The 24,384-nt window shown below is 72.9% G+C and carries 21 protein-coding genes and 1 pseudogene; 9 read left to right on the top strand and 13 right to left on the bottom strand.

The features are described 5' to 3' along the window. Nucleotides 1-1,077: RICIN domain-containing protein (locus ABZ887_RS10625; RefSeq protein ID WP_361285750.1), on the top strand; the 1,077-nt coding region annotated here is incomplete at its 5' end. Between the two features lie 33 nt (nucleotides 1,078-1,110). Here ABZ887_RS10625 and ABZ887_RS10620 read toward each other — a convergent pair. From ABZ887_RS10620 to ABZ887_RS10610, 3 genes are all read right to left on the bottom strand, one after another. Then, the gene (locus ABZ887_RS10620) at nucleotides 1,111-3,075 is read right to left on the bottom strand and encodes an ATP-binding protein (protein WP_361285747.1); all 1,965 of its coding nucleotides are present in this window, start codon (nucleotides 3,073-3,075) and stop codon (nucleotides 1,111-1,113) included. After that, a complete protein-coding gene (locus ABZ887_RS10615) occupies nucleotides 3,072-3,731 on the bottom strand; it encodes a DUF4255 domain-containing protein (protein ID WP_361285744.1) in 660 nt (219 codons plus the stop codon). The genes ABZ887_RS10620 and ABZ887_RS10615 overlap by 4 nt, the downstream gene beginning before the upstream one ends. 135 nt (nucleotides 3,732-3,866) lie before the next feature. Further along, entirely contained in the window at nucleotides 3,867-4,475 is a 609-nt protein-coding gene (locus ABZ887_RS10610) for a response regulator transcription factor (RefSeq protein ID WP_361285741.1), read from the bottom strand. Nucleotides 4,476-4,955: 480 nt separating this feature from the next. Between ABZ887_RS10610 and ABZ887_RS10605 the strand changes: the two genes are divergently transcribed. Continuing rightward, nucleotides 4,956-7,688 (top strand): LuxR C-terminal-related transcriptional regulator, encoded by a 2,733-nt coding sequence (locus tag ABZ887_RS10605; protein ID WP_361285738.1) that lies wholly within the window; start codon nucleotides 4,956-4,958, stop codon nucleotides 7,686-7,688. Nucleotides 7,689-7,946: 258 nt separating this feature from the next. Beyond that, a complete protein-coding gene (locus tag ABZ887_RS10600) occupies nucleotides 7,947-9,515 on the top strand; it encodes an XRE family transcriptional regulator (RefSeq protein ID WP_361285735.1) in 1,569 nt (522 codons plus the stop codon). 60 nt (nucleotides 9,516-9,575) lie between these two features. On the opposite strand, the gene ABZ887_RS10595 is transcribed toward ABZ887_RS10600, so the two are convergent. Next, nucleotides 9,576-10,811, bottom strand: a complete 1,236-nt coding sequence (locus ABZ887_RS10595; RefSeq protein ID WP_361285732.1) for an amidohydrolase — start codon at nucleotides 10,809-10,811, stop codon at nucleotides 9,576-9,578. Nucleotides 10,812-10,881: 70 nt separating this feature from the next. Then, nucleotides 10,882-11,582: pseudogene (locus ABZ887_RS10590) on the bottom strand (transposase). A gap of 521 nt (nucleotides 11,583-12,103) precedes the next feature. On the opposite strand from ABZ887_RS10590, the gene ABZ887_RS10585 reads away from it, so the two are divergent. Next, nucleotides 12,104-12,328: an antitoxin gene (locus tag ABZ887_RS10585; protein WP_361285729.1), complete on the top strand. Its 225-nt coding sequence runs from the start codon at nucleotides 12,104-12,106 to the stop codon at nucleotides 12,326-12,328. Nucleotides 12,329-12,334: 6 nt separating this feature from the next. Here ABZ887_RS10585 and ABZ887_RS10580 read toward each other — a convergent pair whose 3' ends face one another. Both ABZ887_RS10580 and ABZ887_RS10575 read right to left on the bottom strand, forming a co-directional pair. Beyond that, nucleotides 12,335-13,279 carry an MIP/aquaporin family protein gene (locus ABZ887_RS10580; RefSeq protein ID WP_361285726.1) on the bottom strand — a complete coding sequence of 315 codons (945 nt, stop codon included), beginning with the start codon at nucleotides 13,277-13,279 and terminating at the stop codon, nucleotides 12,335-12,337. A gap of 106 nt (nucleotides 13,280-13,385) precedes the next feature. After that, nucleotides 13,386-14,051, bottom strand: coding sequence for an SDR family NAD(P)-dependent oxidoreductase (locus ABZ887_RS10575; protein ID WP_361285723.1), 666 nt, complete (start codon nucleotides 14,049-14,051; stop codon nucleotides 13,386-13,388). Between the two features lie 125 nt (nucleotides 14,052-14,176). On the opposite strand from ABZ887_RS10575, the gene ABZ887_RS10570 reads away from it, so the two are divergent. Continuing rightward, nucleotides 14,177-14,530: a VOC family protein gene (locus ABZ887_RS10570; RefSeq protein ID WP_361285720.1), complete on the top strand. Its 354-nt coding sequence runs from the start codon at nucleotides 14,177-14,179 to the stop codon at nucleotides 14,528-14,530. 67 nt (nucleotides 14,531-14,597) lie between these two features. On the opposite strand, the gene ABZ887_RS10565 is transcribed toward ABZ887_RS10570, so the two are convergent. The 3 genes from ABZ887_RS10565 to ABZ887_RS10555 all read right to left on the bottom strand — a co-directional run bounded on the left by ABZ887_RS10565 (nucleotide 14,598) and on the right by ABZ887_RS10555 (nucleotide 17,415). Further along, on the bottom strand, nucleotides 14,598-16,133 hold the full coding sequence (locus ABZ887_RS10565) for a hypothetical protein (protein WP_361285717.1): 1,536 nt from the start codon (nucleotides 16,131-16,133) through the stop codon (nucleotides 14,598-14,600). Nucleotides 16,134-16,405: 272 nt separating this feature from the next. Beyond that, a complete protein-coding gene (locus ABZ887_RS10560; protein WP_361285714.1) occupies nucleotides 16,406-17,074 on the bottom strand; it encodes a nucleotidyl transferase AbiEii/AbiGii toxin family protein in 669 nt (222 codons plus the stop codon). Then, nucleotides 17,071-17,415 carry a transcriptional regulator gene (locus tag ABZ887_RS10555; protein WP_361285711.1) on the bottom strand — a complete coding sequence of 115 codons (345 nt, stop codon included), beginning with the start codon at nucleotides 17,413-17,415 and terminating at the stop codon, nucleotides 17,071-17,073. The genes ABZ887_RS10560 and ABZ887_RS10555 overlap by 4 nt, the downstream gene beginning before the upstream one ends. On the opposite strand from ABZ887_RS10555, the gene ABZ887_RS10550 reads away from it, so the two are divergent. Further along, complete coding sequence (locus ABZ887_RS10550) at nucleotides 17,409-17,534, top strand: hypothetical protein (protein WP_361285708.1); 126 nt, start codon at nucleotides 17,409-17,411, stop codon at nucleotides 17,532-17,534. The two genes, ABZ887_RS10555 and ABZ887_RS10550, sit on opposite strands and share 7 nt — an antisense overlap. 115 nt (nucleotides 17,535-17,649) lie before the next feature. Further along, on the top strand, nucleotides 17,650-18,582 hold the full coding sequence (locus ABZ887_RS10545; protein ID WP_361285705.1) for a formylglycine-generating enzyme family protein: 933 nt from the start codon (nucleotides 17,650-17,652) through the stop codon (nucleotides 18,580-18,582). Nucleotides 18,583-18,612: 30 nt separating this feature from the next. On the opposite strand, the gene ABZ887_RS10540 is transcribed toward ABZ887_RS10545, so the two are convergent. Together ABZ887_RS10540 and ABZ887_RS10535 are read right to left on the bottom strand one after the other, a co-directional pair. Further along, on the bottom strand, nucleotides 18,613-19,338 hold the full coding sequence (locus ABZ887_RS10540) for a DUF4232 domain-containing protein (protein ID WP_361285702.1): 726 nt from the start codon (nucleotides 19,336-19,338) through the stop codon (nucleotides 18,613-18,615). 153 nt (nucleotides 19,339-19,491) lie between these two features. Then, nucleotides 19,492-20,136: a DUF6445 family protein gene (locus ABZ887_RS10535; protein WP_361285804.1), complete on the bottom strand. Its 645-nt coding sequence runs from the start codon at nucleotides 20,134-20,136 to the stop codon at nucleotides 19,492-19,494. 351 nt (nucleotides 20,137-20,487) lie between these two features. On the opposite strand from ABZ887_RS10535, the gene ABZ887_RS10530 reads away from it, so the two are divergent. Then, complete coding sequence (locus tag ABZ887_RS10530) at nucleotides 20,488-21,279, top strand: DUF4142 domain-containing protein (RefSeq protein WP_361285699.1); 792 nt, start codon at nucleotides 20,488-20,490, stop codon at nucleotides 21,277-21,279. 6 nt (nucleotides 21,280-21,285) lie between these two features. Here the strand turns inward: ABZ887_RS10530 and ABZ887_RS10525 are convergent, their stop codons facing one another. After that, complete coding sequence (locus tag ABZ887_RS10525) at nucleotides 21,286-22,932, bottom strand: alpha-amylase family glycosyl hydrolase (RefSeq protein WP_361285696.1); 1,647 nt, start codon at nucleotides 22,930-22,932, stop codon at nucleotides 21,286-21,288. 340 nt (nucleotides 22,933-23,272) lie between these two features. Here ABZ887_RS10525 and ABZ887_RS10520 point away from each other — a divergent pair, with 340 nt between their 5' ends. Then, nucleotides 23,273-24,214, top strand: coding sequence for an LPXTG cell wall anchor domain-containing protein (locus tag ABZ887_RS10520; RefSeq protein ID WP_361285693.1), 942 nt, complete (start codon nucleotides 23,273-23,275; stop codon nucleotides 24,212-24,214). Nucleotides 24,215-24,384: the final 170 nt, after the last annotated feature.

Below are 24,384 nucleotides of genomic sequence, written 5' to 3'. Positions count from 1 at the left end.
CGGGGCCGTCCGAAGCTCGCCATCGACAACCTCGGCAACACCAAGCTCACCGCCTCGGTCAGCGGCAGCGACAACGGCGACCAGCTCGCCTACGACCTGCACCCCAGCAACGTCCAGATCGAACCGGGCCGCGCCGCCTTCGTCAAGGCCACCCTCAAGCCCCGGAAGATCATCTGGTTCGGGCCCAAGGAGCAGCGGCCGTACGCCCTGACCGTCCAGCGGGCGGGCGTCCATCCACAGCCTGTGGACGGCACCTACATCCAGCGCGGCTTCCTGCCCCGCTGGCTCGCCACCCTCTTCGGCACCCTGCTGGCCCTCACCATCACCTTCGTCCTGATCTGGATCAGCTACAAACCGAAGGTCGGAAGCCTCGCCCAGGAACAGACCCAGGAGGCCGGGGTGAGCAGCATCGCCCCCAGCCCCACGGCCAGCGCGCCCCTCGCCGCCGCACCGGCGCCCTCGCCGACCCAGGCGGAGCAGCAGCAGCCGGAGAACGACGGCAACGCCTCGTCGGACACCCAGGCGGGCGGCGGCGGTGGCGGCCAGTCCCAGCCGGCCCCGCAGGCGACGAAGAAGAAGACCGCCAAGCCGGTCGTCCCGGCGACGAACATCCTGCTCCGCAACACCACCACCAAGAAGTGCGCGGACATCCCCGGCTACGGCAACGGCACCAGCAACGGACCGGTGCGCGAGTACACCTGCAACGAGACCACCGCCGACAACCAGCTGTGGAACCTGGAGGTGAAGTACGCGAAGGACGGCCCCGGCTCGTCCGCGCTCTTCCAGATCCGCAACGTCAAGGACCAGTTGTGCATGGACCTGCCGGCCTACGGTTCCGCCAGGCTCTCCGCGCCGATCACCGAGTACAAGTGCGACGGCACCAAGGCCGACAACCAGCTGTGGTGGATCGACAAGCAGCCCAGCGGCGCCTACTGGATCCGCAACTTCGCCAGCGACAACCTCTGCCTGGACGTCGCGGGCTACAGCACCGGTGCCAACGACACCAACCTGACCCTGTACTACTGCTCGAACACCGACGACCAGGAATGGCAGATCGTGCACCCGTCGGGGGACTGACAGCCCCGTCGAGGACGGCGCTCCCACGCACCGCTACGCCCAGGTCCCCGGTACCAGGCGGCCCGCCTTGCGGTACTCACGGCGGGCGCCCTCCAGGAGGTCGGCCGCGGTGAGCGGCCGGTCGCCGGCGGCGGCGAGGTAGGCGGCGGTCACCACCGCGCTGCGGATCGCGCCGCCGGCCAGCTCGAAGTCCCGGGCGAGCGGGCGCAGTTCGATGCCCGACTCGCTGGGCACGTGCACCAGGCCGTGCCGCCACAGCGCCAGCCTCTGCTCCTCGTCCGGGAACGGGAAGTCGACCACCAGGTCGAGGCGGCGGGTGAAGGCCTCGTCGATGTTGGCGCGCAGGTTGGTGGTGAGCAGCGCGATGCCGTCGAAGGCCTCCAGGCGCTGGAGGAGGTAGGCCGACTCCAGGTTGGCGTACCGGTCGTGGGCGTCCTTGACCTCGGAGCGCTTGCCGAAGACGGCGTCGGCCTCGTCGAAGAGGAGCACGGCGTCGGTACGGTCGGCCTCGGTGAAGATGCGTTCGAGGTTCTTCTCGGTCTCGCCGACGTACTTGTCGACGACGGAGGAGAGCTGGACGACGTAGAGATCGAGGCCGAGTTCGGCGGCCACCACCTCCGCCGACAGGGTCTTGCCGGTGCCCGACTCGCCCGCGAAGAGGCCGAGCACCCCGCGGCCCCGGCCGCCGCCCGCGCTCAGCCGCCAGTCGCCGAGCACCCGGTCGCGGTGGCGGGCGCGCAGGGCCAGTTCCCGCAGTTCGGTGAGCGGCCGTTCGGGCAGCACCAGGTCCCGCCAGTCGACGGCGGGCCGGATCCGGCGGGCGTGCTGTTCGAGGCCGGAGGCGGACTGCTGGCGGGCGCCCAGCCGCAGGTGGGCGGCGGTGAGCGGGGTGCCGTCGAAGTCGGCGAGGGCCTGCGCGGCGCGGGCCGCCCGGGTGAGTCGCTCGCCGCCGAGGTGGTACGGGGCGACGGTGGCCGCGAGGTCGAAGCCGGGCTCGTCCGGCAGCGCGGCCGCCCAGGCGTCCGGGGCGGCGGCGCGCCGGGAGGGCACCTCCAGGACGAGTGGGTCGCGGTGGTCGCACCACTGGGGGTCGTAGGCGCGGGCGGTCGTGAGCAGCACGGTGACGTCCGCGGCACCGGTGCTCAACTCCCGCAGCAGGGAGCCCGGTTGATCGCTCTCGAGCAGGACCGCCCGGCCGGTCAGGCGGGCCTCCCGGAGCAGCTCCGGGATCCGCTCCGCGGGCCCGGTGCAGTGCAGTGCCGCCCGCCCCGCGAGCCGCAGCGCGGCCGTCGCACAGCCGAGGCCCTCGCCCTCCCGCCGCTCCCGCAGGAGGGCGAGGAGCGGCCCGGCGGCGATCCGCGCGGCCAGCCGGCCCGTGAACTCCGCGTCGGCGGGTTCGCTGTCGTACGACGGCTCCCGCAGGTGTCCGGTCAGCACCGGGTCCGGGGTGTCGTCGCCGAGGAGGTGGGCCAGGACCCGGTCCGGGACCCGCAACGAGCGGCTGAGGAAAGGCCGTTCGGGTTCCTCGACGGTGAGCAGGCCGAGCGCGGTGAGCGGGGCGGCGGGGTGGAAGCGGGCGCGGGCCGCCGCGAGGTGTGCGGGGGCGCCGTACAGGTCGAGGGCGAGGCCGACGGTGGCGCGGCGGCGGCCGACGTCGTCGTTGAGGTAGCCGTACAGCGGCTCGAAGCCGCGGTCGAGTTCGGGGGCGAGGGCGATGAGGAGGAGCGCGGTGTCGAGCGGGGTGAGGCGCAGGCGGAACGCGAGGTCGGCCAGCGGGTCGGTGAAGTCGTCGGCGAGGGCGGGGAGTTCGGCCGGTTCCGGCGCGGGGCTCAGGAGGTGCCGTACCGCCTCCTCGGAGAGGTAGAGGCCGCGCAGCGGGTCGTCGGCCGTCGGGTCGTCGGCCGAGCGGTGGGCGACGAGGGCGGCGACCCGGTCGTGCAGCGCGGCCAGCCGGGTGAGGAGCGGGGCGGCCGGCTCGACGGAGACGTCCAGGGTCACGCCGGGCCCCTCCGGGCGGCCGTGGCCTCGGCGACCTGGCCGGGCCGGTGGGCCCGCTCCTCAAGGACCGGCGCGGTGTCGTCCAGCCCGCCGCGCACCCGCACGGCGGCGCCCTCGGTGACCGGCGGACCGGCGTCGTACTCGGGATAGGCGGGGAACGGTGCCGTGATCACCACGTCCAGGGACGGCTTGAGCTCGCCGCCGAGCGCCGACCAGATCTCCGCGAGGGAACGCGCCTCGGTCTGGATCCCGGCACACGACAGGGGCACCGTCAGGCCCAACGCGCCCAGCGAGCCCGGCAGTTCGTCCGGGTGGATCAGCTCCCGCGGGATCAGGGTCGCGAGCACGGCGCTGATCAGCCGGTGTTCGTCCTCGGGCCGCTTGGTCCACGCCGTCACCAGGTACGACAGCCGGAACCAGCGCGGCGGCTGGCGGCGCTTGACCACGACGTCCCGCTGGTCGCGGATGTCGACGTGCCCGCGCTGGCGCCGCTGCACGTCCTCCCGGATGTCGTACAGGTAGCTGTTGATCACGGGGCCGTTGCGGCGGGCCGCCCAGTCGCGGGTCGGGGCGTCGAAGGAGACCTCGATGCCGGAGCCCTCCAGCGCACCGCCGGTCAGCAGGTTCCGCAGCACCTGGTCCACCTCGTGGATCACGCCGTACTCACCACCCCATGGCCCCGCACGGACCCTTCGGCACTCACACCCATCCTGCCCTGCGCCCCGCCCGCCCCCGCAGGAACGCCGGGGCAGACCGCCCTGCCCCGGAACCGGTGTCGGTTGCCCGATGGGTCAGATGTAGCCTTCCCGGAGGGCATGGGCGACGGCGTGGGCCCGGTTGCGCAGATGCAGTCGGGTGGTCAGCCCGTGCATGACGTTCTTGACGGTGCGCTCGGAGTAGGACAGCTTGCTGGCGATCTCACCGGTGTCGAGCCCCTCGGCGACCAGCCGGAGTACGTCCACCTCGCGGGCGGACAGCCCGGAGACCGGGGCGCCCGGGCGGCCGGCGGCGCTGCGGTGCAGGGTGCCGACCTGGTTGATGAGCCGGCCGAGCAGGTCGGCGGGCAGGTCCCCGTCGCCCCGGGCGGCCGCCAACACGGCTTGCACGATGCGGAGTTCGGTGGCCTCGTGGCGCCATACGATGGCCCCGACCCCGCACTCGATCACATCGAGCAGCTCGGTCTCGCGCAGCGCCCCGACCACAAGTACGGCCCGCGCCCCCTCACTGCGCACCACCCGGCGCAGCCGGGTCAGTTCGGGTTCGTCGAGGCTGTCGCTGATGAGCAGCGCCACCGTGCCGGGCCCGGTCTCGGACTCCTCGCGCACCTCGACCTCCGGGTGGCGCCGCAACTGGCTGAGCGCGCCTTCGCGGGAGATCGGGTCCGGTGCGTACACCGCCACGGGCGTGCGGTCGCCCGACGCGAATGAGCTGTTGCTGACCAACCGCTTCCCCTATGTCCACGTGCCCGTCGCCTCCGAGGGAACAGTGACGGGCGGTAGTACTCCAGCCTGGTGTGGCCAAAGGGGCAAGGACAATCGTGGAGCACCACGACAGGGACCACGAGATGTCAGGGGGCCGGGTGGGGGTGACTGGGGTTGTGGGTGCACTGCGGGTGCGTTGTGGCTGGTCGCGCAGTTCCCCGCGCCCCTTCGGGGGCGCTCGTGCAGCGTCCCTTCAGGGGCGCGGGGAACTGCGCGAACAACCCCCACCGGCCCGCACCGCACCCACGGCCCCAGGCACCCCCACCCAGATCCACAGCCCCGTACCAAATGTGCAGCCCCTGCAACAAACCCCCCGACCGCCCCCGCCACCCCACAACCTCTCCCACCCGCACCACCTCTAACCCCCCGAACCCACCAGCGCACCGCGAGGAGCCAGGCATGACCCGTCAGTCCCCTGAACTCGCCGCCGCCATCGACCTGTTGGCCGAGGAAGCCGCGCGCACACGGTCCGGCGGCGGCCGCCTCGTGCTGCTCCGGGGCGCCACCGGAACCGGCCGCACCACCGTCCTGGAGGCCGCCGCCGAGCAGGCGGCCGCCCTCGGCCTGAAAGTGCTGCGCGCCCGCTGCTCCCCCGGCGACACCGCCATCTCCTTCGCGACCGTCCTGCAACTCCTCGGCCCGGTCCCGGAGTTCGCCGACCTCGCGGTGGACGGCGACGAACGGGCCACCGCCGCCGGGCTCTGGCGGGTGCTGCGCGCCTACGCCGAGGCCTCGCCGCTTCTCGTCGCCGTGGACGACGTCCACCTCGCCGACGCCCCCTCGCACCGCTGGCTCGTGGAGTCCGCCCGGCACATAGACCGCTTACCGATCCTCCTCGTCGTCAGCGAACGCAGCCAGTACGACCTCGATCCGCCGGCCCCCGGCTTCACCCACACCCTCCCGCCGGCGCTGGTCCGCACCCACACCCTCGCCCCGCTCGCCCCCGCCGCGGCCGCCGCCCGGGTGCGGGCCAGGTTCCCCGACGCGTCCCGGTTCTGGATCGAGGCCTGTGTGCACGCGGCGGCCGGCAGCCCGCTGCTGCTGGGCGCCCTCCTCGACGACCTCGGCGACAGCCGCCACCCGGACGTGCCCGAGACGACGGCCGCCCTCTACCCGGGCGCGTACCCGGCCGCCGTCCAGTGGTGGCTGGACAGCGCGGGACCGGCCACCACCGAGGTCGCCCGCGCCCTCGCCGTCCTGGAGGAGGACCCCGGCACCTGCCTGCCGGAGAACGAGATCACCCCGCTCCTCGCCGAACTCGCCGACGCCGACCCCACCCGGGTGGCCGGCTGGCTGACCGCCATGACCAACCTCGGCCTGCTCACCCTGGGCGCCGACGGCCGCCCGCACTTCCCGCACCCCCTGCTGCGCGACGCAGTCCTCGCCGGCGTCCCCGCCGCCCGCCGCCGCACCGCCCACCGGGCGATCGCCGAGGCGATGCTGCACCAGGACGCCCCCGCCGAGGCCGTGGCCCGCCAGCTGCTCGCGACCGGCCCGGTCGACGCCCCCTGGGCGCTGCCCCTGCTGCAGGACGCGGCCGCCGTCGCCCTCTACGAGGACCGCGCCGAGGACGCCGTCGGCTATCTGCGCCGCGCCCTGGAGGAGCCCCTCTCCGACGACCGCAGGCAGCGGCTGCTGACCGAGCTGGGCTCGCTGGAGTTCGCGGCGCCCCGCTCCTCCGCCGCGATACCCCGGCTCGCCGAGGCGGTCCGGCTGCCCGCCGCCCCGCAGGACCGGGTGCGCGCGGCCGTCGCCCTCGGCACCGCGCTGACCGGCCGGGGCCGCACCCGCAAGGCCGTCGAGCTGCTGCGCTCCGTGGACGTCGAACTGGACGGCCACCCCGACCTGGTCCGCACCCTGCACACCGCCTCCGTGCTCCTGTCCGACCAGGACCAGGAGGTACGGCAGGAGGTCTACCGGAGGCTGTCCGAGACCGCCGACCGCTCCCCCGAACTGGTCGGCACGGCCGGCCAGGCCCTGCTCGTGCGGCACGCGGCCTCCGCGGGCCTCACCTCGGCGGGGGACGCGATGCGGCAGCTGCGCACCCTGCTCGACGAGCCCGCCGACCCGCTCACCGAGCCGTTCCTCGTCGGTACGGCGGCCACCGTCGCCCAGTGGGCCGACGAACTCGACGAGGCGAGCCGACTGGTGGACCGCGGCCTTGCCGGACAGCGCCCCGACCTGCTGCACCCCATGCACCAGGCCCTGCTCAACAGCCGTACGGACATCGCGGCGGCCCGCGCCGACTACGACCGCCCGACCGCCGTGCCCGACGCGGTCACGCCCACCAACGCCCACGCGCACACGCTGATCGCCCTCGTGGAGACCGGCCGGGTCGCCCAGGCCGCGGGTCTCGTCGCCGGGATCGACCTGCGGGAGGCGCCGGACTCCTGGGAGCTGAACCGGTTCCTGTACGCGCGGGGCGTGGTGCGGGCCGCCGCCGGTGACGCGGCCGCCGCGCTGCACGACTTCCTGGAGTGCGGCCGCCGCCAGACGGCCCGCGAGGTGATCAGCCCGGTGGTGACGCCCTGGCGGACGGCCGCCGCCGAGTGCCGGCTGGCCCTGGACCAGCCCCTCGACGCCATCGCGCTGGCCGACGAGGAGCTGCGGCTGGCCCGGGTCTGGGGCACCCCGCGCACGGTCGGCCGGGCGCTGCGCGTCCTCGGCACCGCGACCGGCGGCCGCCGCGGCCTGGAACTCACCGAGGAGGCCGTACGGCTGCTGCGGGACGGCGGCCCGGCCGGTACCGAGCCGGCGCTGGCCCTGATCGCACTCGGCCGCCAGCTGACCGACGCCGGTGAGGCGGCCCGCGCCCGCGACTGCCTGCGGGAGGCCGAGGAGCACGCCGAACGGCTGGGCGCGGTACGGCTTTTGGAGCTGACCGGGGAGATCCTGCGGAAAGGCGGCGCCCGCTCCCCCAGACGCCGTACAGGCGCCGCCTCCCTCACCGGCAGCGAGCGTCGGATCGCCGAACTCGCCGCCGAGGGCCGCACCAACGTGGAGATCGCGGCCCTGCTCCATCTGGCCCGCCGCACCGTGGAGACCCATCTCACGCACACCTACCGCAAGTTGGGCATCCGCCGCCGCACGGACCTGCGGCCGGCCCTGGACCAGGCCGCCCCCCGCCCGTAACGGGGAAGGCCGGCCGCGCGTCGGCGAGAGGCCCGCGCGGCGGAACCCCGACCCCGACCATCCGCGCCCCCGTCCTCCTCGCCGGCCCTCCCCGTCCCCCCTCTTGGTACCGCCGTACGGCCCACCACCCGGGGCGCGTTGCACACCCGGTGGGCGCGTGCAACGGCCCTGCCGCGCCCCCGGCGCCTCCGGTATGCGCCCCGGAAAGGTTTGCCGCGCTTGCCACGATGTCGGACGGCTGCTGCCAAACTGTCCGTCATGAGCGCGCACTTAAGCACGGGCGGCACTCCGGGCCGGCGGCCCCGGGTGGCCTGGCTGCTGCGCGTCAACCGCCTGCTCGGCACGGACCCCGCCTTCCGCTCCCTCCCGGCCTTCGCCGCGGCCTTCCGCGGCGGCTGCTACGACCGCGACGTCAGCGTCTCCACCCTGTCCCGCTGGGAGACCGCCCGGACGGCGGCGCCCTGGGCGGCCGTCCGCCGCTACGAGGAGCTGCTCGGTCTGCCCCGCAACCTGCTCACCGCGACCGCCCGCACGGTCTGGCGCTACCTGGCCCCGGCCCCGGTCCTGGACACCGCCCCGGTCGCCGCGGGCGAGGACCTGCTGGAGGACCTGCTCGAACAGGCCCTGTCCGGCGCGGTGATGGCCGGCGAGGACTGGGACCGGCTCGCCGACGGGCTGTGCGCCCGCCCGGACGTGGTGCTGATGCCGTCCGGCACCTGGTACGGCCTCGCCGAACGCCTCGTCGAGGAGATGGTGATCGCCGACGACCTGCCCTGGATGCTCCGCTTCGAGACCCTCAACCGCCTCCTCAACCACCCGCGCGGCGGCCGTACCGTCGTCCTCGCCTGCGCCGAGCTCGCCGCGGGCCGCTCCCGGGCGACGGCCACCGAGATCGTGTGCGCCCTGGACAACTGCGGCCATCCCGACGCAACCGGCCGCGTCCTCGCCGAACTCATCGCCCCGAGCGGCCCGTTGGCCCACCGGGGCGCGGTGATGGCCTGCTTCCGCAAGGTCGGCTACCGGCACTTCGACCGCGGCCAGCTGCGCACCCTGGTCCGCGCCCTGCGCGACTCCTCCGGCGCGGGCCCGGTCGCCGACCAGGTCGACCCGCTGCGCCGCTGGCTGGCCCGCACCCACCCCGAGCACGCCCGCGACCTGCTGGGCGGCCGCGGCACGGCAGCGCCGCCGCCCCCGGCGGACACCGCGGCCGGACTGCTCACGCCGGCCGTCCGCCGGGTCACCGCCCCGGTGCGGGCCATCGAACCGGACCTGGTCCCGGACACCACCGTGGCGCACGCCCTGGTCGCCGAGGCCCTCACCTCACCGGTCTTCGACGTCCGGCTGTACGCGGCGTTCCTGCTCGCGGCCACGCCCTACCGGGAACCGCTGGCCGACGCGGTCGCCGCCGAGCTGGCCCGGCCGTCGAGCGTCCGCCACGAGGAACTGGCGGTGCCCCTGCTGGAGGCGCTGCGGATCCTCGGCGACCGCAGGCACCGGGCCCTGCTCAAGACGCTCGCGGTACGGCCGGGCGTGCCGCGCCGCACGGCGTACGTGGCGGTGCGGGCGCTCGGCCATGTGGCGGCCGACGACGCGGACTCCGGTTTCCTGCGCGGCGCCGTCGCCCACCACCACACCGCCTGGCGGCGCACCCGGGACCCGGTGAGCGCGGCCACCGTGGAGAGCCTGGTCTACGCCCTGGGCATGGCGGCCCGGGACGACCTGCTGGCGGAGATCCGGTCCGACCCGGGCTTCCTGCCCACCGCGCGCACGGCAGCCGCGGGCTGGCTGGCGATACCGGGGCACCGGCGGGCGAGCGCGCTGCGGTGAGCCGGTGCGGCCGTGCGGGTCGGGGAGGCGCCCGTGCGGGTCAGGGCGCACCCGTGCGCCTCAGGGGGCGAGCCAGTGGCCCGCCGCCGCGAGCAGCGCCCGTACGCCCGTCGCAAGCGTCGGGTCGAGGGTGGGGGCGAAGTGCGGGGAGTGGTTGGAGGGGATCTGCGGGGGGATGCCGTCACGGACCAGGGCCTCCAGGTCGACGCCCTCGTAGAGCTTGTGGTCGGCGCCGCCGACGAACCAGTAGACCGAGGGCACCCCGAGGGCCGTACCGAAGGCCCCGAAGTCCTCGCTGTTGGGCACCGGTGAGGTCAACTCGAAGGTGAGACCGGGGAATTCGGCGGCCAGCGCGCCCTGGACGGCCTCGGTGGCCGCGGGGTCGTTGTGGGTGACCGGGAAGGAGTCGATGGGCTCGAACTCCGGCTCCTTCGGCGCGGCGGAGGCGGCGGCCTCGGCCCGTACGATCCGCTCGACGGCCGCCAGCACCCGCTCCCGGACGGCCTCCGTGGCGGACCGTATGTTGATCTTCAGCTCGACGGTGTCCGGGATGATGTTCTCCTTGGTCCCGCCGTGGATCGAGCCGACCGTGACGACGGCCTGCTGGCCCGCGGCCACCTCCCGGGAGACGACCGTCTGAAGCCGCATCACCACGGCCGCGGCCAGCACCACCGGGTCGACGGTGGCCTCCGGCGTGGACCCGTGCCCGCCCCGCCCGAACAGCGTGACCCGCATGCTGTCCGCGCCCGCCATCAGCGCCCCCGCCCGGGTCCCGACCAGCCCGGCCGGCGCGGCCGCGACATGCTGGCCCAGGCACACGTCGGGGCGCGGGAACCGCTCGGCGAACCCGTCCGCGAGCATCTTCGGCGCCCCGCCGACCTCCTCGGCCGGCTGGAACACGGCGACCACCGTCCCCCGCCAGCCCTCCCGCACCGTGGCGAGCCGCCCGGTGGCCCCCAGCAGCCAGGTGACGTGCATGTCGTGCCCGCAGGCGTGCATCACCCCGTCGGTCCGCGACGCGTACGGCAGCCCGGTCTCCTCCTGCACCGGCAGCGCGTCCATGTCGGCCCGCAGCAGCACGACGGGACCGTCCCCGTTGGCCAGCACCCCGACCACCCCGGTGCCGCCGACCCCCTCGGTGACCTCCCAGCCCTGCGCGCGCAGCCGCCCCGCGACGACGGCCGCGGTCCGCTCCTCCTGGAAGGACAGCTCCGGATGCGTGTGCAGGTCCTCGTACAGCGCCCGCAGCTCGGGGAGCTCTTCGCTCAGGCCGGTCAGGAGGGGGCTGGTGCTCATGGGGTCGTCTCCCGGGGTTAGGTCAGAGGTCATTGAATCCTCCCCCTCATGAATGAGGGGGATTCCTGACTCAGGCAGCCTCTGGGAGCAGCGCTCCCGGGGGTCTTACGCCTTCTGCGCCAGCCGGGTTGAGACCAGCCCGGACGAGCATCACGCGGGCGGAGTTCTTGTCTCTCGGGGAGACGGCTCCACACGCGGTGCAGGTGTACGTTCGTTCCGACAGCGGCAGTGCGTGCTTGGCTCTCGCTCCGCACTGAGCGCAGTCCATCGTGGTGTGGGCCGGGTGCACCAGGTGCACGATCCGGCCGTGCTTGCGGGCCATTTCGGTAAGGGCCCGTTTGGTGGCGCCGATCGCGGCGTCAGCGGCCTTGCGGGCCATCGTCGACTTCGCGAGGAACTTCGGGCGGAAGTCCTCCACCGCCAGGGCGTCGTGGTCACGGACCACGCACTTGGCCCATTTACGGCCGGTGTCCTGACGCTGCCGGGCGATCTTCGCGTAGGTCTTCGCCCGCCACTTCTTCGCCTCCCGGTAGCCCTTCGTCCCGGCATCCGGTCCAGCTGTGCCGGACCACACGTCTCCTTGCCCGTGCCCTCGGGCCGGGTCCGGTTGCGGGCGTGGACTTGCCGGGACTTGGCCACGCTCTCGTTCCACACCCACCGGCACCGGTCCCACTCGTCCATCAGCGCGGCGAGCGCAGCGGACGACACGCGCAAGCGGAACGTCCACCGGGCATGCCCGACTTCCTCTGCAACCGCCCCCACTCCCGCCACCCCCTCAGACGGTCCTCGGACCGAAAGTCCACAGCCCGTTGGCGCCTTGCGCATGCAACCGTACGTGCGACAGCCGCACACCCGTACCCCGATCACGCGATCACCACTCCCACCGGCGACTACTGGCACACGCGTTCGCATTTCCCTTGGCTCCGCGACGCCCCACAAACGCGCCGCGCCCACAGACCAGAGGCGGCGGCGCTCCGCGCCGCGACACCGGGATGCGATTCATCCCCGGCGTGAACGCCGGGGCATCCTCACAACAGCAAGGTGAACACCGGAAAACGACGTGAGCAGGGGGGGGTTCGCCTGCGCCGCCGTCGTGGCTGGTCGCGCCACGCTCCACTGGACGTCCCGCCGGCATTGCCGCGATGCGCCGTCGTTCGTCTGCGGCGCCGTCGTGGCTGGTCGCGCCCACGCGGCGGCAGCCGCACATGCAATACAGCCCCGCGCCCCTTTCGGGGCGCTGTGCCTCGCGCGCCGTCTTGTCGCCGTCGGCCTCCGCTCGGGACGATTCCTGCATGTTTGATGGAATCGGCGGGATCGACGGGCTCAAGAATCTGGCGGACAAGGCGAAGGACGTCGCCGAGGAGCACGGTGACGCGATCGGGACCGGGCTGGAGAAGGCGGGCGACCTGGTCGACGAGCGGACCGACGGCAAGTACACCGAGCAGATCGACACCGGAGTCTCCCAGGCGCAGCAGCTGGTGCAGCGCCTGGGCGAGCAGGGCGCCGAGAAGGCGTGACGGCCCCTACGACTGCGGTTCGTCCGTGGTCGGACGGGTCCGGCCCGGCTCCGGCAACTCGCCCAGCTGGAGCCGGGCGTGCAGGACGTCGCCGATGAACAGGTCGTAGACCAGCACCCCGATCACCGCGCCGATCAGCGGACCGACGATCGGGATCCAGAAGTAGTTGCTGAACCACGCCCCGTTCCCCGGGAAGGCGTAGCTCTTCCACCCGGCGAACCAGGTGAGCAGCCGTGGCCCGAAGTCGCGGGCGGGGTTGATGGCGTAACCGGCGTTCGCGCCGTAGGACATGCCGATCGCGGCGACGGCGAGGCCGATGACGAACGGCCCGAGGTTGGATCCCACGGCCGTGTTGCGCAGGTCGACGACCGCGACGACGAACATGACGAGGAAGGCCGTACCGACGATCTGGTCGATCAGCGGCCCCCAGTTCCCGCCGTGGAAGTACGGCGCCGGGAAGGTGGCGAAGATGGAGAAGGTCGCCTCGGTGTGCCCGCCCACCTTCGGCGGTTTCGACGCGGCGTCGAACGCGTTGATCGCGTCGTGGTAGACGAGGTAGACCAGCGCCGCCCCGGCGAGGGCGCCGAGCACCTGCGCCAGCCAGAAGGGCAGCACCTTCACCCACGGGAACTTGCGGCGCACGGCGAACGCCAGGGTCACCGCCGGGTTCAGATGGGCGCCGCTGACGCCGCCGGCCACGTAGATGCCGAAGGTCACGGCGAGGCCCCAGCCCCAGGTGATCAGGAGCCAGTCACCGGCGGCCAGGAAGATGGTCGTCGGTGTCTCCGCGCGCCCGGACCCGGGCAGCGCCGCGACGGCCATCGCCACGACACCGCAACCGAACGAGATGAGGACGAAGGTCCCGAGAAACTCTGCCAGGCACTCACCGAGCAGACCTCCACGGCGTCTGAGCCGGGAGGGCTTGAGGAGAGGAGGTATTTCCACAGCCATCGCTGGCCTCCTTCAGCCATCGCTGGCTCCCTGCGGGGAGCAATCAGGCGAACACCATTTTGTCCCACAAATGATGTTCGCGCAGATCGGCCCTTCTGTACCCCGGTCAGCTCTCCAGGTCGTCGGCGTAGTGCCGGAACCCGTGCCGGTCGCGGTGCATCCCCCACAGCGTGTCGGCGAGCACGGCGGGGTCCTTGCGGGCGTGCCCGGAGACGATCGCCCCCGGGATGACCAGCTGCGCCACGTGGATCCCCTCCTCGGCGAGCCGGTCGTGCAGCAGGTGCCCGTACGCGCTCTCGGCGGCGAAGGCGATGGAGGTCCCGGCCCGGTCGGGGTGCGGGATGACGGCCGTGCCGCCGTTGACGAAGAGGATCGTCCCGCGGCCCAGTTCCCGCATCCCCGGCAGCACCTGCTGCACGGCGGCGACGGGCCCGTACACCGAGAACTCGACCGGCCCGAGCAGGTCCGCGTGGGTGGTCTCCAGGACGGGCAGCATGAAGTCCCGCTGCGGTACCGGGCTGTACTGCAGGATCTCGACGGTCCCGAGCTCCTCGGCGGCCCGGGCCAGCGCGTCCGTGAGAGCGAGCGGATCCCTGACGTCGGCCGCGAACCCGCCGGCCCGGACGCCCTCCGCGGCGAGCGCCGAGGCCAGGGCATCGAGCCGCTCCCCGTCCCGCGCCAGCAGCGCCACCCCGTACCCCTCCCGCCCGAACCGCCGGGCGACAGCGGCCCCGAGCCCCGGCCCGGCCCCCACGATGGCGATAGTGCTCACGGCGTTCTCCCGAAGGCTGAGGTGGCGATGCGGTCGTGCACCTAGGTCCGTACCGCGCCGCCCCCGACTTCACACGTGCGCACCGGGGCCGAGCCGCCCGGCCCCGGTGCTGGCAGGATGGCGGCATGGAACGTGTGCAAGGCATCGGCGGGTACTTCCTGCGCTCCGCCGACCCGGCGGCCCAGAAGGCGTGGTACCGCGACTGCCTCGGCCTGGACATCGACGAGCACGGCCTGTGGCAGCAGGCGGCCGGGCCGACGGTCTTCGCGGCCTTCGAGTCCGGGACCGACTACTTCGGCTCCCCCGCCCAGCAGACCATGCTCAACTTCCGGGTCCGCGACCTGGACGCGATGCTCGCGCAACTGCGCGCCAAGGGCGCCGACGTCGCCGAGGAGACCCAGGACATGGACGGCGTCGGCCGCTTCGGCTGGGTCACCGACCCCGAGGGCAACCGCATCGAACTGTGGCAGCCGGCCTGACCGCAGGGTCCGGATACGGGGGAGGGGCGCGCCGGGATCCGGCGCGCCCCTCCTCGTCGGTGGTTCCTCAGCGCACGGCGTACGCGTTGTACACCGTGGTCGTCGAGCTGTCGCCGTGGGTGTCGTTGACCGTCGAGCGCAGGCCGACCCGGCCGCCGGAGCCGGGGTTGTGGACGGCGACGGTCCACTTGCCGCCGGACAGCTTCGCGGCGGTCGCGTTCCAGTGGGCGCCGTTGTCGGTGGTGTACCAGGCCCGGACGGACTTCACGCCGTCCGACAGCTGACGGATCGTGCCGTCCCCCGTGCCGAGGCGCTGCATGCCCAGGTCGACGGTCGTGGTCGACCCGGCGGCCGCCTGGTTCCTGCCGTTCAGCGCCTCGGGCCAGAACCGGGTGAGGTAGTTCCGGATCTGCTGGTTCTTGCCCGCGTCCGCGTAGAAGTGCAGGGAGAGGCTGGCGGAGGTCGACAGCGAGCCGGCCGGCAGGCCGCCGCGGTGGCCGGTCTCCGTGAGCGTGTACCAGCCCGACCCGGGGATCCGCGGATGCGGGTCGAGCTGCGTCGAGGGGCTGTACGCGTGCGAGTAGAGCGTCTTGCCCGCGTGGGTCAGCTTCAGGGTGCCGGAGGCGAGGACGCCGCCGCCCGTGAGCTTGGGGTCCATGAACAGGTTGTCGTCGCCGAAGTACAGCTGGTGGTACCAGGTGTACGGCAGCCGCCCGCCGGGGCCCCAGACCGCGTGGCCGAGGGAGAGCGAGGTCGTCTTGCCGGCCGCGTACGTGCGGGACCCGCTGTAGATGTAGTCGTGGCTCTGCTGGCTCACGTACCACTGGCCGGCCGGGACGTGCACGCCGAAGGAGTCGGGCAGTTCACGCTGGAAGTCCAGGATGTTCGTGGACCACGAGCAGCTGCCGGCGCCCTTCGGCTCGCCGTGGAACGAGAAGTCCGCGTCTCCGCTGTCGGGGCCGGAATGCGCGGACACCTTGAGGGTGGTCAGCCCGGACCTCGTGAGCTTCGCGGACACCCCGGACGGCACACCGCGGCTGTGCGTGCCGGAGGCCAGCCAGAAGTCGCCGCCGCTCGTCGACCGCGGCTGGTAGACGGTGCCGTAGGACAGCTCGTACGCCGTGCTGGTGTTCGGGATGGCGTAGAGGTCGCCCGCCGGTGCCGAGATGCTCATCTCGGCGGGGCTGTCGTCGGTGGTGCAGACGGCCGCGCTGACCGTGTGGTCGTATCCGCTGCCCGGGCCGGGACTGAGCGAGACGCTGACCGCACGCCCCTTCCGGCCGTCGAACGTGGTCGTGGTGGCCCCGGAGACCCGCACGCTGTGGCCGCCGACGACGGCGTCCTCGTTGTCGCCGCCGACGAAGGACGTGGCGAGCTCGTAACTGCCGTTGGGCAGCGACGTCTTCTTGTTGCCCTCGATGTAACGGAAGTCGTTCGTCTTCGTGTTGTACACCGCCACCTGCGCGTAGACCGGCTTGCCGCTCCGGTCCAGCGTCTTGACGGTGAGCGATCCCCTGGTCGCGGCCGACGCGGTCGAAGCGCCTGCCAGGAAGAGCGGCACGAGGACGGTGACGACACCCGCGGCCGCTGTGATTCGCCGCATCAGACCCCCCATAGGTACGCGACAAAAGCGAGTCACCATAGCCCACCGGCACCACCCTCCCCGGCACCGCCCCCCTGTCATGTCCACCACGTGACAGCGGGGCACGGCACACTGCGGGCGGGCACGCCCGGAAGGGCCGGCCGGGGGGGAAGGCCCGGGGGAGGCCGCCGAGGTCTTGCTCCCCGTTGCAGGCGCCGACTTGATGTGCTCAGTGGTGCCGGGCGGCACATCACGGTGTTCGTCCGGCTGGGCATCGAGGGCCTGTCCGCAGCTCAGTCCTCCGGCGGCCGCCCCTCGATCAGCCGTTCCGCGATGTCGTCCGCCCAGGTCTGGGCCCAGTGCCGGAGGGCGGCGATCGCCGCGTCGTCGAGGCCGTACGCCTCGAACTCCGTGTCGTCGATCCAGTCGGCCCCGGTCAGCCGGGACTGCAGGTCGGTGAGGTCGAAGGTGTCACGGGCATGACGGCGGCCCAGGTCTTCGAGATCGAGTCGGCTCCATCGGTCCGCGGCGGCATGGACGTCGATGAGATCACGGGCGAGGCCGCGGTCGGCCAGCGCCCGGACCTTGGTGCCGACCACGTCTTCGAGGGAGAGTGTCAGGCCGAGTTCCGTCTGCACGAGCGGGCGCCACAACGCCTCCTTCAGGACGTCGACTTCGCACTCCTCCCCGGAGGCGGCATCCGTGACCATCAGTCGAGCGGAGAGCGGGTCCGTTTCCAGTGTCCTGACGTCCCAGCCCCGTTCTCGCAGACCGGCGGCGACGGTGTCGGCGATGCCTTCCATCGCCGACGGGTTCTCGGTGGCGACGTCCAGGTCCTGGCTGAGGCGCTCGACGAGACCGTGGGCCTGAGCCGCATAGCCGCCGGTCAGCGCCAGTGGATAGGGCGTGCCGACGGACAGGAGATCGGCCAGCAGACGCCGATGGAGATCGGTGGCCTTCACGCAGCGGCCCGTGTCCCGCGCGGAAGCTCGGGAAACGCCTCTTCCCAGACGTCGCGGAGATCCCTGCTGATCAGAGTGCGCAGAGTCGGCCACACGCTGATGAGCACCTGTGGGTTGAGGTAGTGGATCAGATCGTCGTGGAGTCCTTCGCCCAGGACGATGCGATAGCAGCTCATGCGCAGGCGCGGTCGGTCGAGGTCGAACTCGGTCAGACCGGACCAGGCCAGGTGGAGCGGCAACTGCACCCTGCCGTGCGACGGGCCGCAGAGTTCGGAGAGCTCCCCAGGCAGCCGGCGGGCGAATTTCGCGCGGCGGAGTTCGGAGACCGAGGACGGTGCCATGGCTCGATTATGGCCCGTCCTGCCTGACCACGGAGACCATCCCGCGCACCGGGGCGAGCCGTGCCGGGGTTCCCGGCCGCCCGGGCGTCGCCGCCGCGATCCGCGAACTCCTCGGCTGATCCGCGGCGGCCCCACAGCCGACGCTCCCCTGCGGCCGGCGGCCTCCACAGCCCGCGGCCTCGCGGCCGACGCCCCCGCCGCCGTCGTCACAGGTGCCTGCGGCACACTCCGTTCATGGAGTCCACCCAGCCGTCGCCGTCCGCCTGCTGCGCGCCCTCCGCCCCCGCGCAGTCGCCGGTACGGCCCCTCCCCGCCCCCGGCGACACCGCGCCCCGGCGCACCGGCATGGTCGCGCTGCCCGGCGGTGAGTTCCTGATGGGCGCCGAGGACTCCGACGGCTTTGCCGCGGACGGGGAGGGGCCGGTGCGGACCGTGCGCGTGGCGCCGTTCCGGATCGACGCCTGTGCCGTGAGCAACGACGAGTACGCCGCGTTCGTCGCCGACACCGGCTACGTCACCGACGCCGAACGGCTGGGCTGGTCGTACGTCTTCGCCGGGTTCCTGCCCGCCGCGCTGCGCCGGGGTGCGCCCCGGCCGCCGGAGACGCCCTGGTGGTGTGCGGTCGCGGGGGCCGCCTGGCACGAGCCGGCCGGACCGGGCAGCGGTCTTGAGGGGCTCGGCCGCCATCCCGTCGTGCACGTCTCCTGGTACGACGCCGCCGCCTACGCCTCCTGGGCCGGCAAGCGGCTGCCCACCGAGGCCGAGTGGGAGTACGCGGCCCGGGGCGGTCTGGAGCAGGCCCGCTTCCCGTGGGGGGACGAGCTGGACCCGGACGGGGAGTACCGGTGCAACATCTGGCGCGGGACCTTCCCGACCCGGAACACCGCCGCCGACGGATACCGCGGGACCGCGCCCGTCGACGCCTTCGCGCCCAACGGGTACGGCCTGTACAACACCTCCGGCAACGTGTGGGAGTGGTGTGCCGACTGGTGGACCACCGAGCACGGCCGGACCGCGCAGACCGGCGGCGCCCGCGTCATCCGCGGCGGCTCCCACCTCTGCCACGCCTCCTACTGCAACCGCTACCGGGTCGCCGCCCGCACCGCCAACACCCCCGACAGCTCCACCGGTCACACCGGCTTCCGCTGCGTGCGCGACGCGGGGTGAGCCAAGGGGGGGTGAGCCAGGGGCCCGTGGTCACTGGCCGACGGGACCGATGAAGCTGCCCGGGTGGGTGGCGCCGTCCTGGAGCACCACGGCACCGCCGTGCCAGGACAGGTCGTAGGAGGTGCGCTGGTTCGGCGCGGTGATGACGACGGTGGTCGGCGTGAAGTCGGTGGACTCGCCCTGCGCCGGCACCAGGAAGGTGATCGGGAAGCTGGTGGAGGCGCCGTTCGCCAGGGTCACCCGCTTCGGGGTGGCGTTCGTCCGCGGGAGCGACCACTTCTGACCGCTGTTGACCAGGTCGACGCCCGGGAAGCCGTACATCGTGCAGGAGTGGCCGCTCTTGTTGGTGAGCGCCACGACCGCGTGCTTCTGCTGCCCGGTGCCGCTGCCGGAGTCGGCCCACGAGTAGCCGAGCTGGGCGGCCTGGCAGGTGGGCACCGAACCGGTGGCGGAGGAGCCGCCGGAGGAGCTGCCCCCGGAGGCGGACGAGCCGCCGGACGTCGACGAGCCCGAGGTGCTCCCGCTGCTGCCGGTGCCGGAACCGCTGCCGCTGTCGGAGCCGGAGCCGGAGCCGCCGGTCGAGCCGTTCGCCGTCGTGGAGTCGCCGGCGGCCGGGGCCGCCGTACCGCCGTCGGCGCTGACGGAGCCGCTCGCGGTGCCGTTGCAGGCGGTCAGCAGGGCCAGCAGCGCGGCGGCACCGGTCACGGCGACAGCGGTCCTGCGGACGTTCGTGCGGCGGTTGCGAAGCTTCGACATGGGTTTCTCCCCCAGCGGCGGTGTCCTCCCGGCTCTCTGCCGGACACCCCTTTCGATGCGGGCCCGGGAAGGGAAGTTCGGAGATCGCCGTCACGGGCCCGTCGTGGTCGTGTCACTACCGCTGTTACAAAGGCGGTCCGTGGACGCGGCCGCTCACGCCATCCAGAAGAAGACCGCCGTCATCCGCTTCTCCTCCAGCGTCTTCCCGGTGTAACCGGTCGCGCTGTGCACGAGGTTGGCGTTGTAGAGGAGCAGGCGGTTGTACTTGTGCGGGACGCGGACGTCCTCCTCGAAGTGGTCGCCCGGCACGAACCGGGTCCCGAGGGCGTCGACGAGGTTGTTGTGCGGGGCCTGCACGATGTTGCCGCCGAGCCGGCCGCCGGGCAGCGACTGGCGGTAGAACGCGGTGCCGCAGTCCTTGGCCACCCCGGGGTTGAGGTACAGCACCGCCGCGTACCGGCACAGCGCCCGCGAGTCGGTGTGCGGGCGCGGCTCGCTCTCGCCCTCGCCGACCACCTGGACGCAGTTGTGGTTGAGGGTGCCGCCGCCGGGCGCCTGCTGCACCCACAGCTTCCCGGCGCCGGTCGCCTTCTTCACCAGCTCTTCCACGACGGCGAGTTCGGCGGGTTCCAGACCGGGCATGGTGCGCAGTCCGGGCCAGGTCTCCGAGGTGTACGGGTATCCCTGGACCCAGTCGTCCTTGGCCAGGCACCGCTCCCGTACGGCGTCCACGTCCGGCAGGACGTCGTCGAACACCCAGTAGTCGCGGCCCTTGGTGGGCTTGCGGTAGGGCAGCACGGGCAGGGCGGCGGGCGCGGCGGTTCCCCGCGGGGCCGCTCCGTTGGGCAGCCGGGGGACTCGGGGGGATGAGTGTGGGGGCATGCGGCGAAGCCTGCCCCCGGCTTTGTCATGACCACTCCGAGCAGGGAAAACCATCACCTTCTCCTGGCCAAGACATGGGAAGTCAGGGCCCCGGGCAGGGCCAGGCCTCACAAGTTCTTTACCAAACCAAAAGGTTTCCGTCGGCCCCCGGCCCGTATTCCTCTGCGAACCGACCCCGCCCCTGCGCGGGACCCCGACCGGCAGGAGGCACCAGTGCGCTTTTCACGGAACGCGACGGGAACGCTTTTCGTGGGCGGAGCCCTGAGCATGACCCTGGTGGCACTCGCCTACCCGAGCATGCTGGGTCTGAACACCGTGTCCAGCGACACCACCCGCATCATCGCCAACACCCAGTGGGGCCCGCTGACCGAGGGCGACCGGGACTTCGTGGTGAAGGTACGGGCAGCCGGTCTGTGGGAGTACCCCGTGGGACAGCTCGGCCTGAAGAAGGGCCAGTCCCAGGCGGTCATCACCGCGAGCAAGCACCTGATCGACGGCCACGCGGCGCTGGACGCCAGCTGCCGCAAGATCGCGCCCATGCTCAACATCACCATCCCCGACCTGCCCTCCCCGCAGCAGCAGGGGTTCGTCAACACCCTGACCGCGGACACCGGCACGAAGTTCGACACGGACTTCGCCAACATCCTGCGCGTGACGCACGGTTCGATCTTCAACACGATCGCGAAGATCCGCTCGACCACCCGGAACACCCTGGTGCGGATCCTGGCCGACCAGGCCAACGCCACGGTCCTCGACCACATCACGGTGATGGAGCAGACCGGCCTGGTCGACTTCCCGTCGGTCCTCTTCCAGGAGACCACCCCGCCGAAGCTGCCCGCCACCGACCTGACCCCGCCGCCCCCGGCCGCGGGCCAGCCGCAGGTCGTCCTCACCCCGCCGGTCAACAGCACGACCAGCCCGCCGGCCCTCCCCGGCGAGAAGGGCTTCACGGGCAGCGGTGCCGGGGTCGGCACCGGCAACGCCGACGGCAACGCCGCCGGCAACACCCAGACCAACGCGGTGAACGTGACGCCGGGCGCCACCCCCACCGCCGGCTGAGTCCCGTCAGGCGCCCAGCCACACCGTGGTGTCGGGCGGGAGCGTGCCGTCATGCGGCAACGGCACGCTCGCCAGCAGCACTTCGCCCGGCGGCAGCGGCACCGGCGCGTCCGACACGTTCGTGACGCACCGCCAGCCCTCCGTCCGGGCGAAGTGCAGCACACCTGCAGGCGCTTCGGCCCAGGTCAGCGTCTCACCGTCGAGCAGCTTGCGGCGCAGCCGCAGGGCGGTGCGGTAGAGCTCCAGGGTGGAGCCCGCACTGCCGGCCTGCGCCGCGACGGCGTACGACGCGAACCACTCCGGCTGCGGCAGCCAGGCACCACCGGACCCGAAGCCGTACGACGGGCCGTCCGTCGTCCACGGCAGCGGCACCCGGCAGCCGTCGCGGCCCTTGCGGGCATGGCCCGTCTGTTCCCAGATCGGGTCCTGGAGGACGGTGACGGGCAGGTCGGCGGCCTCGGGCAGGCCGAGTTCCTCGCCCTGGTACACGTACGACGACCCGGGCAGCGCGAGCATGAGGAGGGTGGCGGCGCGGGCGCGCCTCAGGCCATGGGAGACATCGACGCCCGGCGCGTGACCGCCGGACAGCAGCCAGGCGTTCTCGTCCGCGCCCGGCGGCAGCATCAGCCGGGAGGCGTGCCGTACGACGTCGTGGTTGGAGAGCACCCAGGTGGCGGAGGCGCCGGCCGCACGGGCGGTGGCGAGCGAGCCGGTGATGACCTCGCGGAGCGCCTCGGCGTCCCAAGGGGTCTGCAGGTACTCGAAGTTGAAGGCCTGGCCGAGTTCGTCCGGACGGGCGTACAGGGCGCGGCGGGCGGCGGGCACCCAGGCCTCGGCGACGGCGGTGCGGGGCGGGCTGTAGGTGTCGAAGATCTTGCGCCAGTCGCGGTAGATCTCGTGCACCTCGTCGCGGTCCCAGTAGGGATGGGTGCCGGGCGCGACGCGCTCCAGCGCCTCCTCCCCGGTCGGGCCGAACTCCGCGACGTCCCGCAGCGGTTCGGCGAGATCCTTCACCAGGGCGTGGGCCACGTCGACACGGAAACCGTCCACGCCCCGGTCGGACCAGAAGCGCAGGGTGGTGCGGAAGTCGGCGCGGACCTCCTCGTGCTCCCAGTTCAGGTCGGGCTGCTCGGGGGCGAACAGGTGCAGGTACCACTCGCCGTCCGGGACCCGGCGCCAGGCGCTGCCGCCGAACACCGACTGCCAGTCGGAGGGCGGGAGTTCGCCGTGCGCGCCGCGGCCGGGCCGGAAGACGTAGCGCTCCCGGGCCGCGGAGCCGGGGCCGGAGAGCAGCGCCTCCCGGAACCAGGGGTGCAGGTGCGAGGTGTGGTTGGGGACGATGTCGACGATCACCTTCAGGCCCAGCCGGTGCGCCTCGGCGGTCATCGCGTCGAAGTCGTCCAGGGTGCCCAGGCGCGGGTCGACGTCCCGGTAGTCGGCGACGTCGTAGCCGCCGTCGGCGAGTTCGGACGGGTAGAACGGGCTGAGCCACAGGGCGTCCACGCCGAGCGCGCCCAGATGGGACAGCCGCTCGGTGATGCCCTTGAGGTCACCGAGGCCGTCGCCGTCCGCGTCGGCGAAGCTGCGCGGATACACCTGGTAGATCACGGCCTGACGCCACCAGTCGGGATTCCTGGAGGAGAGGTCGACCACGCGCGTTCCTTTCGGGCGGAGAAACACCGATCGGGCGGAGAGACACCGAGATGAAGTCTGTCCCTATTGCCGAGAAAGCGAAACTTCACACCGGCCGGAGTGGATCGTTCCCCGTGTGAGGGAGTTGTGATGGTGCCCGAACGGCCCTTGATTCAAGGCAGGTTGACAGGGTTCGGCAGGGCCAACCACCATGGGCCGCACACAGTGGCGCATGTGACCAATGGGCCCCGTGTCTCTTCGCTTTCCGCTGCCCTTCCGCCGCCCGCACGCTGCTCGTCCGCTCCTCGCGACGAGCGTCGACGGGCCGGCGAGAGATGAGCACCCCACGGATGGGATTTCCATGTCCATAGCCAGACATGTCACCGCGCGCCGCCTGCTGGGGACGGGCGTCGCTTCGTTCGCCCTGTGTGCCGCCTCCGTCGCCGGCGCGTCCGGCGCCTGGGCGAACAGCACCCCCGGCGGTGACGGCTGGAAGTCCGGCGGCCACTACAGCCCCGGCACCGGCGCCGGTACGGAGACCGGTACCGACAAGTGCCAGTTCTCGATCGACGGCTCGAACTTCTTCGACTCGGTCAAGGTCGACGACCAGAACCTGAAGGTCACCGACGACGGCAAGGTCCACGTCAAGGTCCGCGCCGCCGCCGACGCCGCGTCCTGCACCGCCTCGCTCGCCTCCTACATCGCCCACGGCTCCTCCTTCGCCACCTCGGGCCAGCAGATCTTCGTCGACTTCGACTCGGTGACGGTCAAGCAGGGCCAGACCGACTCCCTCGACATCGCGGTCCCGGACGCCGGCTGCTTCGCGCAGATCGACCTCTACCGGGGCGCGACGAAGTTCGACGGCAACAAGGACGCGAACGACGGCTTCGAGCACGGCGACCTGCCGGCCGGCCCGGACCACCCGGTCATCAAGGACAAGCTGATCGCGTCCTGGAACGGCGGCACGAAGGACTGCTCGACCACCGAGTCGTCCTCGCCGTCCCCGTCGCCCTCGGCCTCCGAGTCGGAGTCCACCCCGGCCACCCCGCCGTCCGCGGAGACCCCGACCCCGACGGCCTCGGAGAGCTCGGCGACCGCCACGGCCTCCGCGTCTCCCTCCCCGTCCGAGTCGACGACCTCCCCGGCGTCGGCCCCGAGCACCAACTCCGGCGGTGGCGGCGACCTGGCCCACACCGGCGCCAGCTCCAACACCGGTTACATCGCGGGCGGCGCGGCCGTGCTGCTGGCCGGAGGCGGCGCCCTCGTCATCGCGACCCGCCGCCGCAAGGCGACCCGCGCCTGATCCCATCGGGTACTCACGTACGCCCCGGCCGTCAGCGACGGCCGGGGCGTATATGTGTCCCCGAGGTCGGCGGCTAGGCGCAGCGCCCCCGAAAGCGCCCCCATAGGGGCGCGGGGCTGCATTGCATGTGCGGCTGCCGCCGCGTGGGCGCGCCCAGCCACGACGGCGCC

The organism is Streptomyces sp. NPDC047061 (genome assembly GCF_040643955.1).
Classification (GTDB): Bacteria; Actinomycetota; Actinomycetes; order Streptomycetales; family Streptomycetaceae; genus Streptomyces.
The sequence above is the reverse complement of the archived record's forward strand: the minus strand, read 5'-3'. Positions and strand labels throughout refer to the sequence as shown.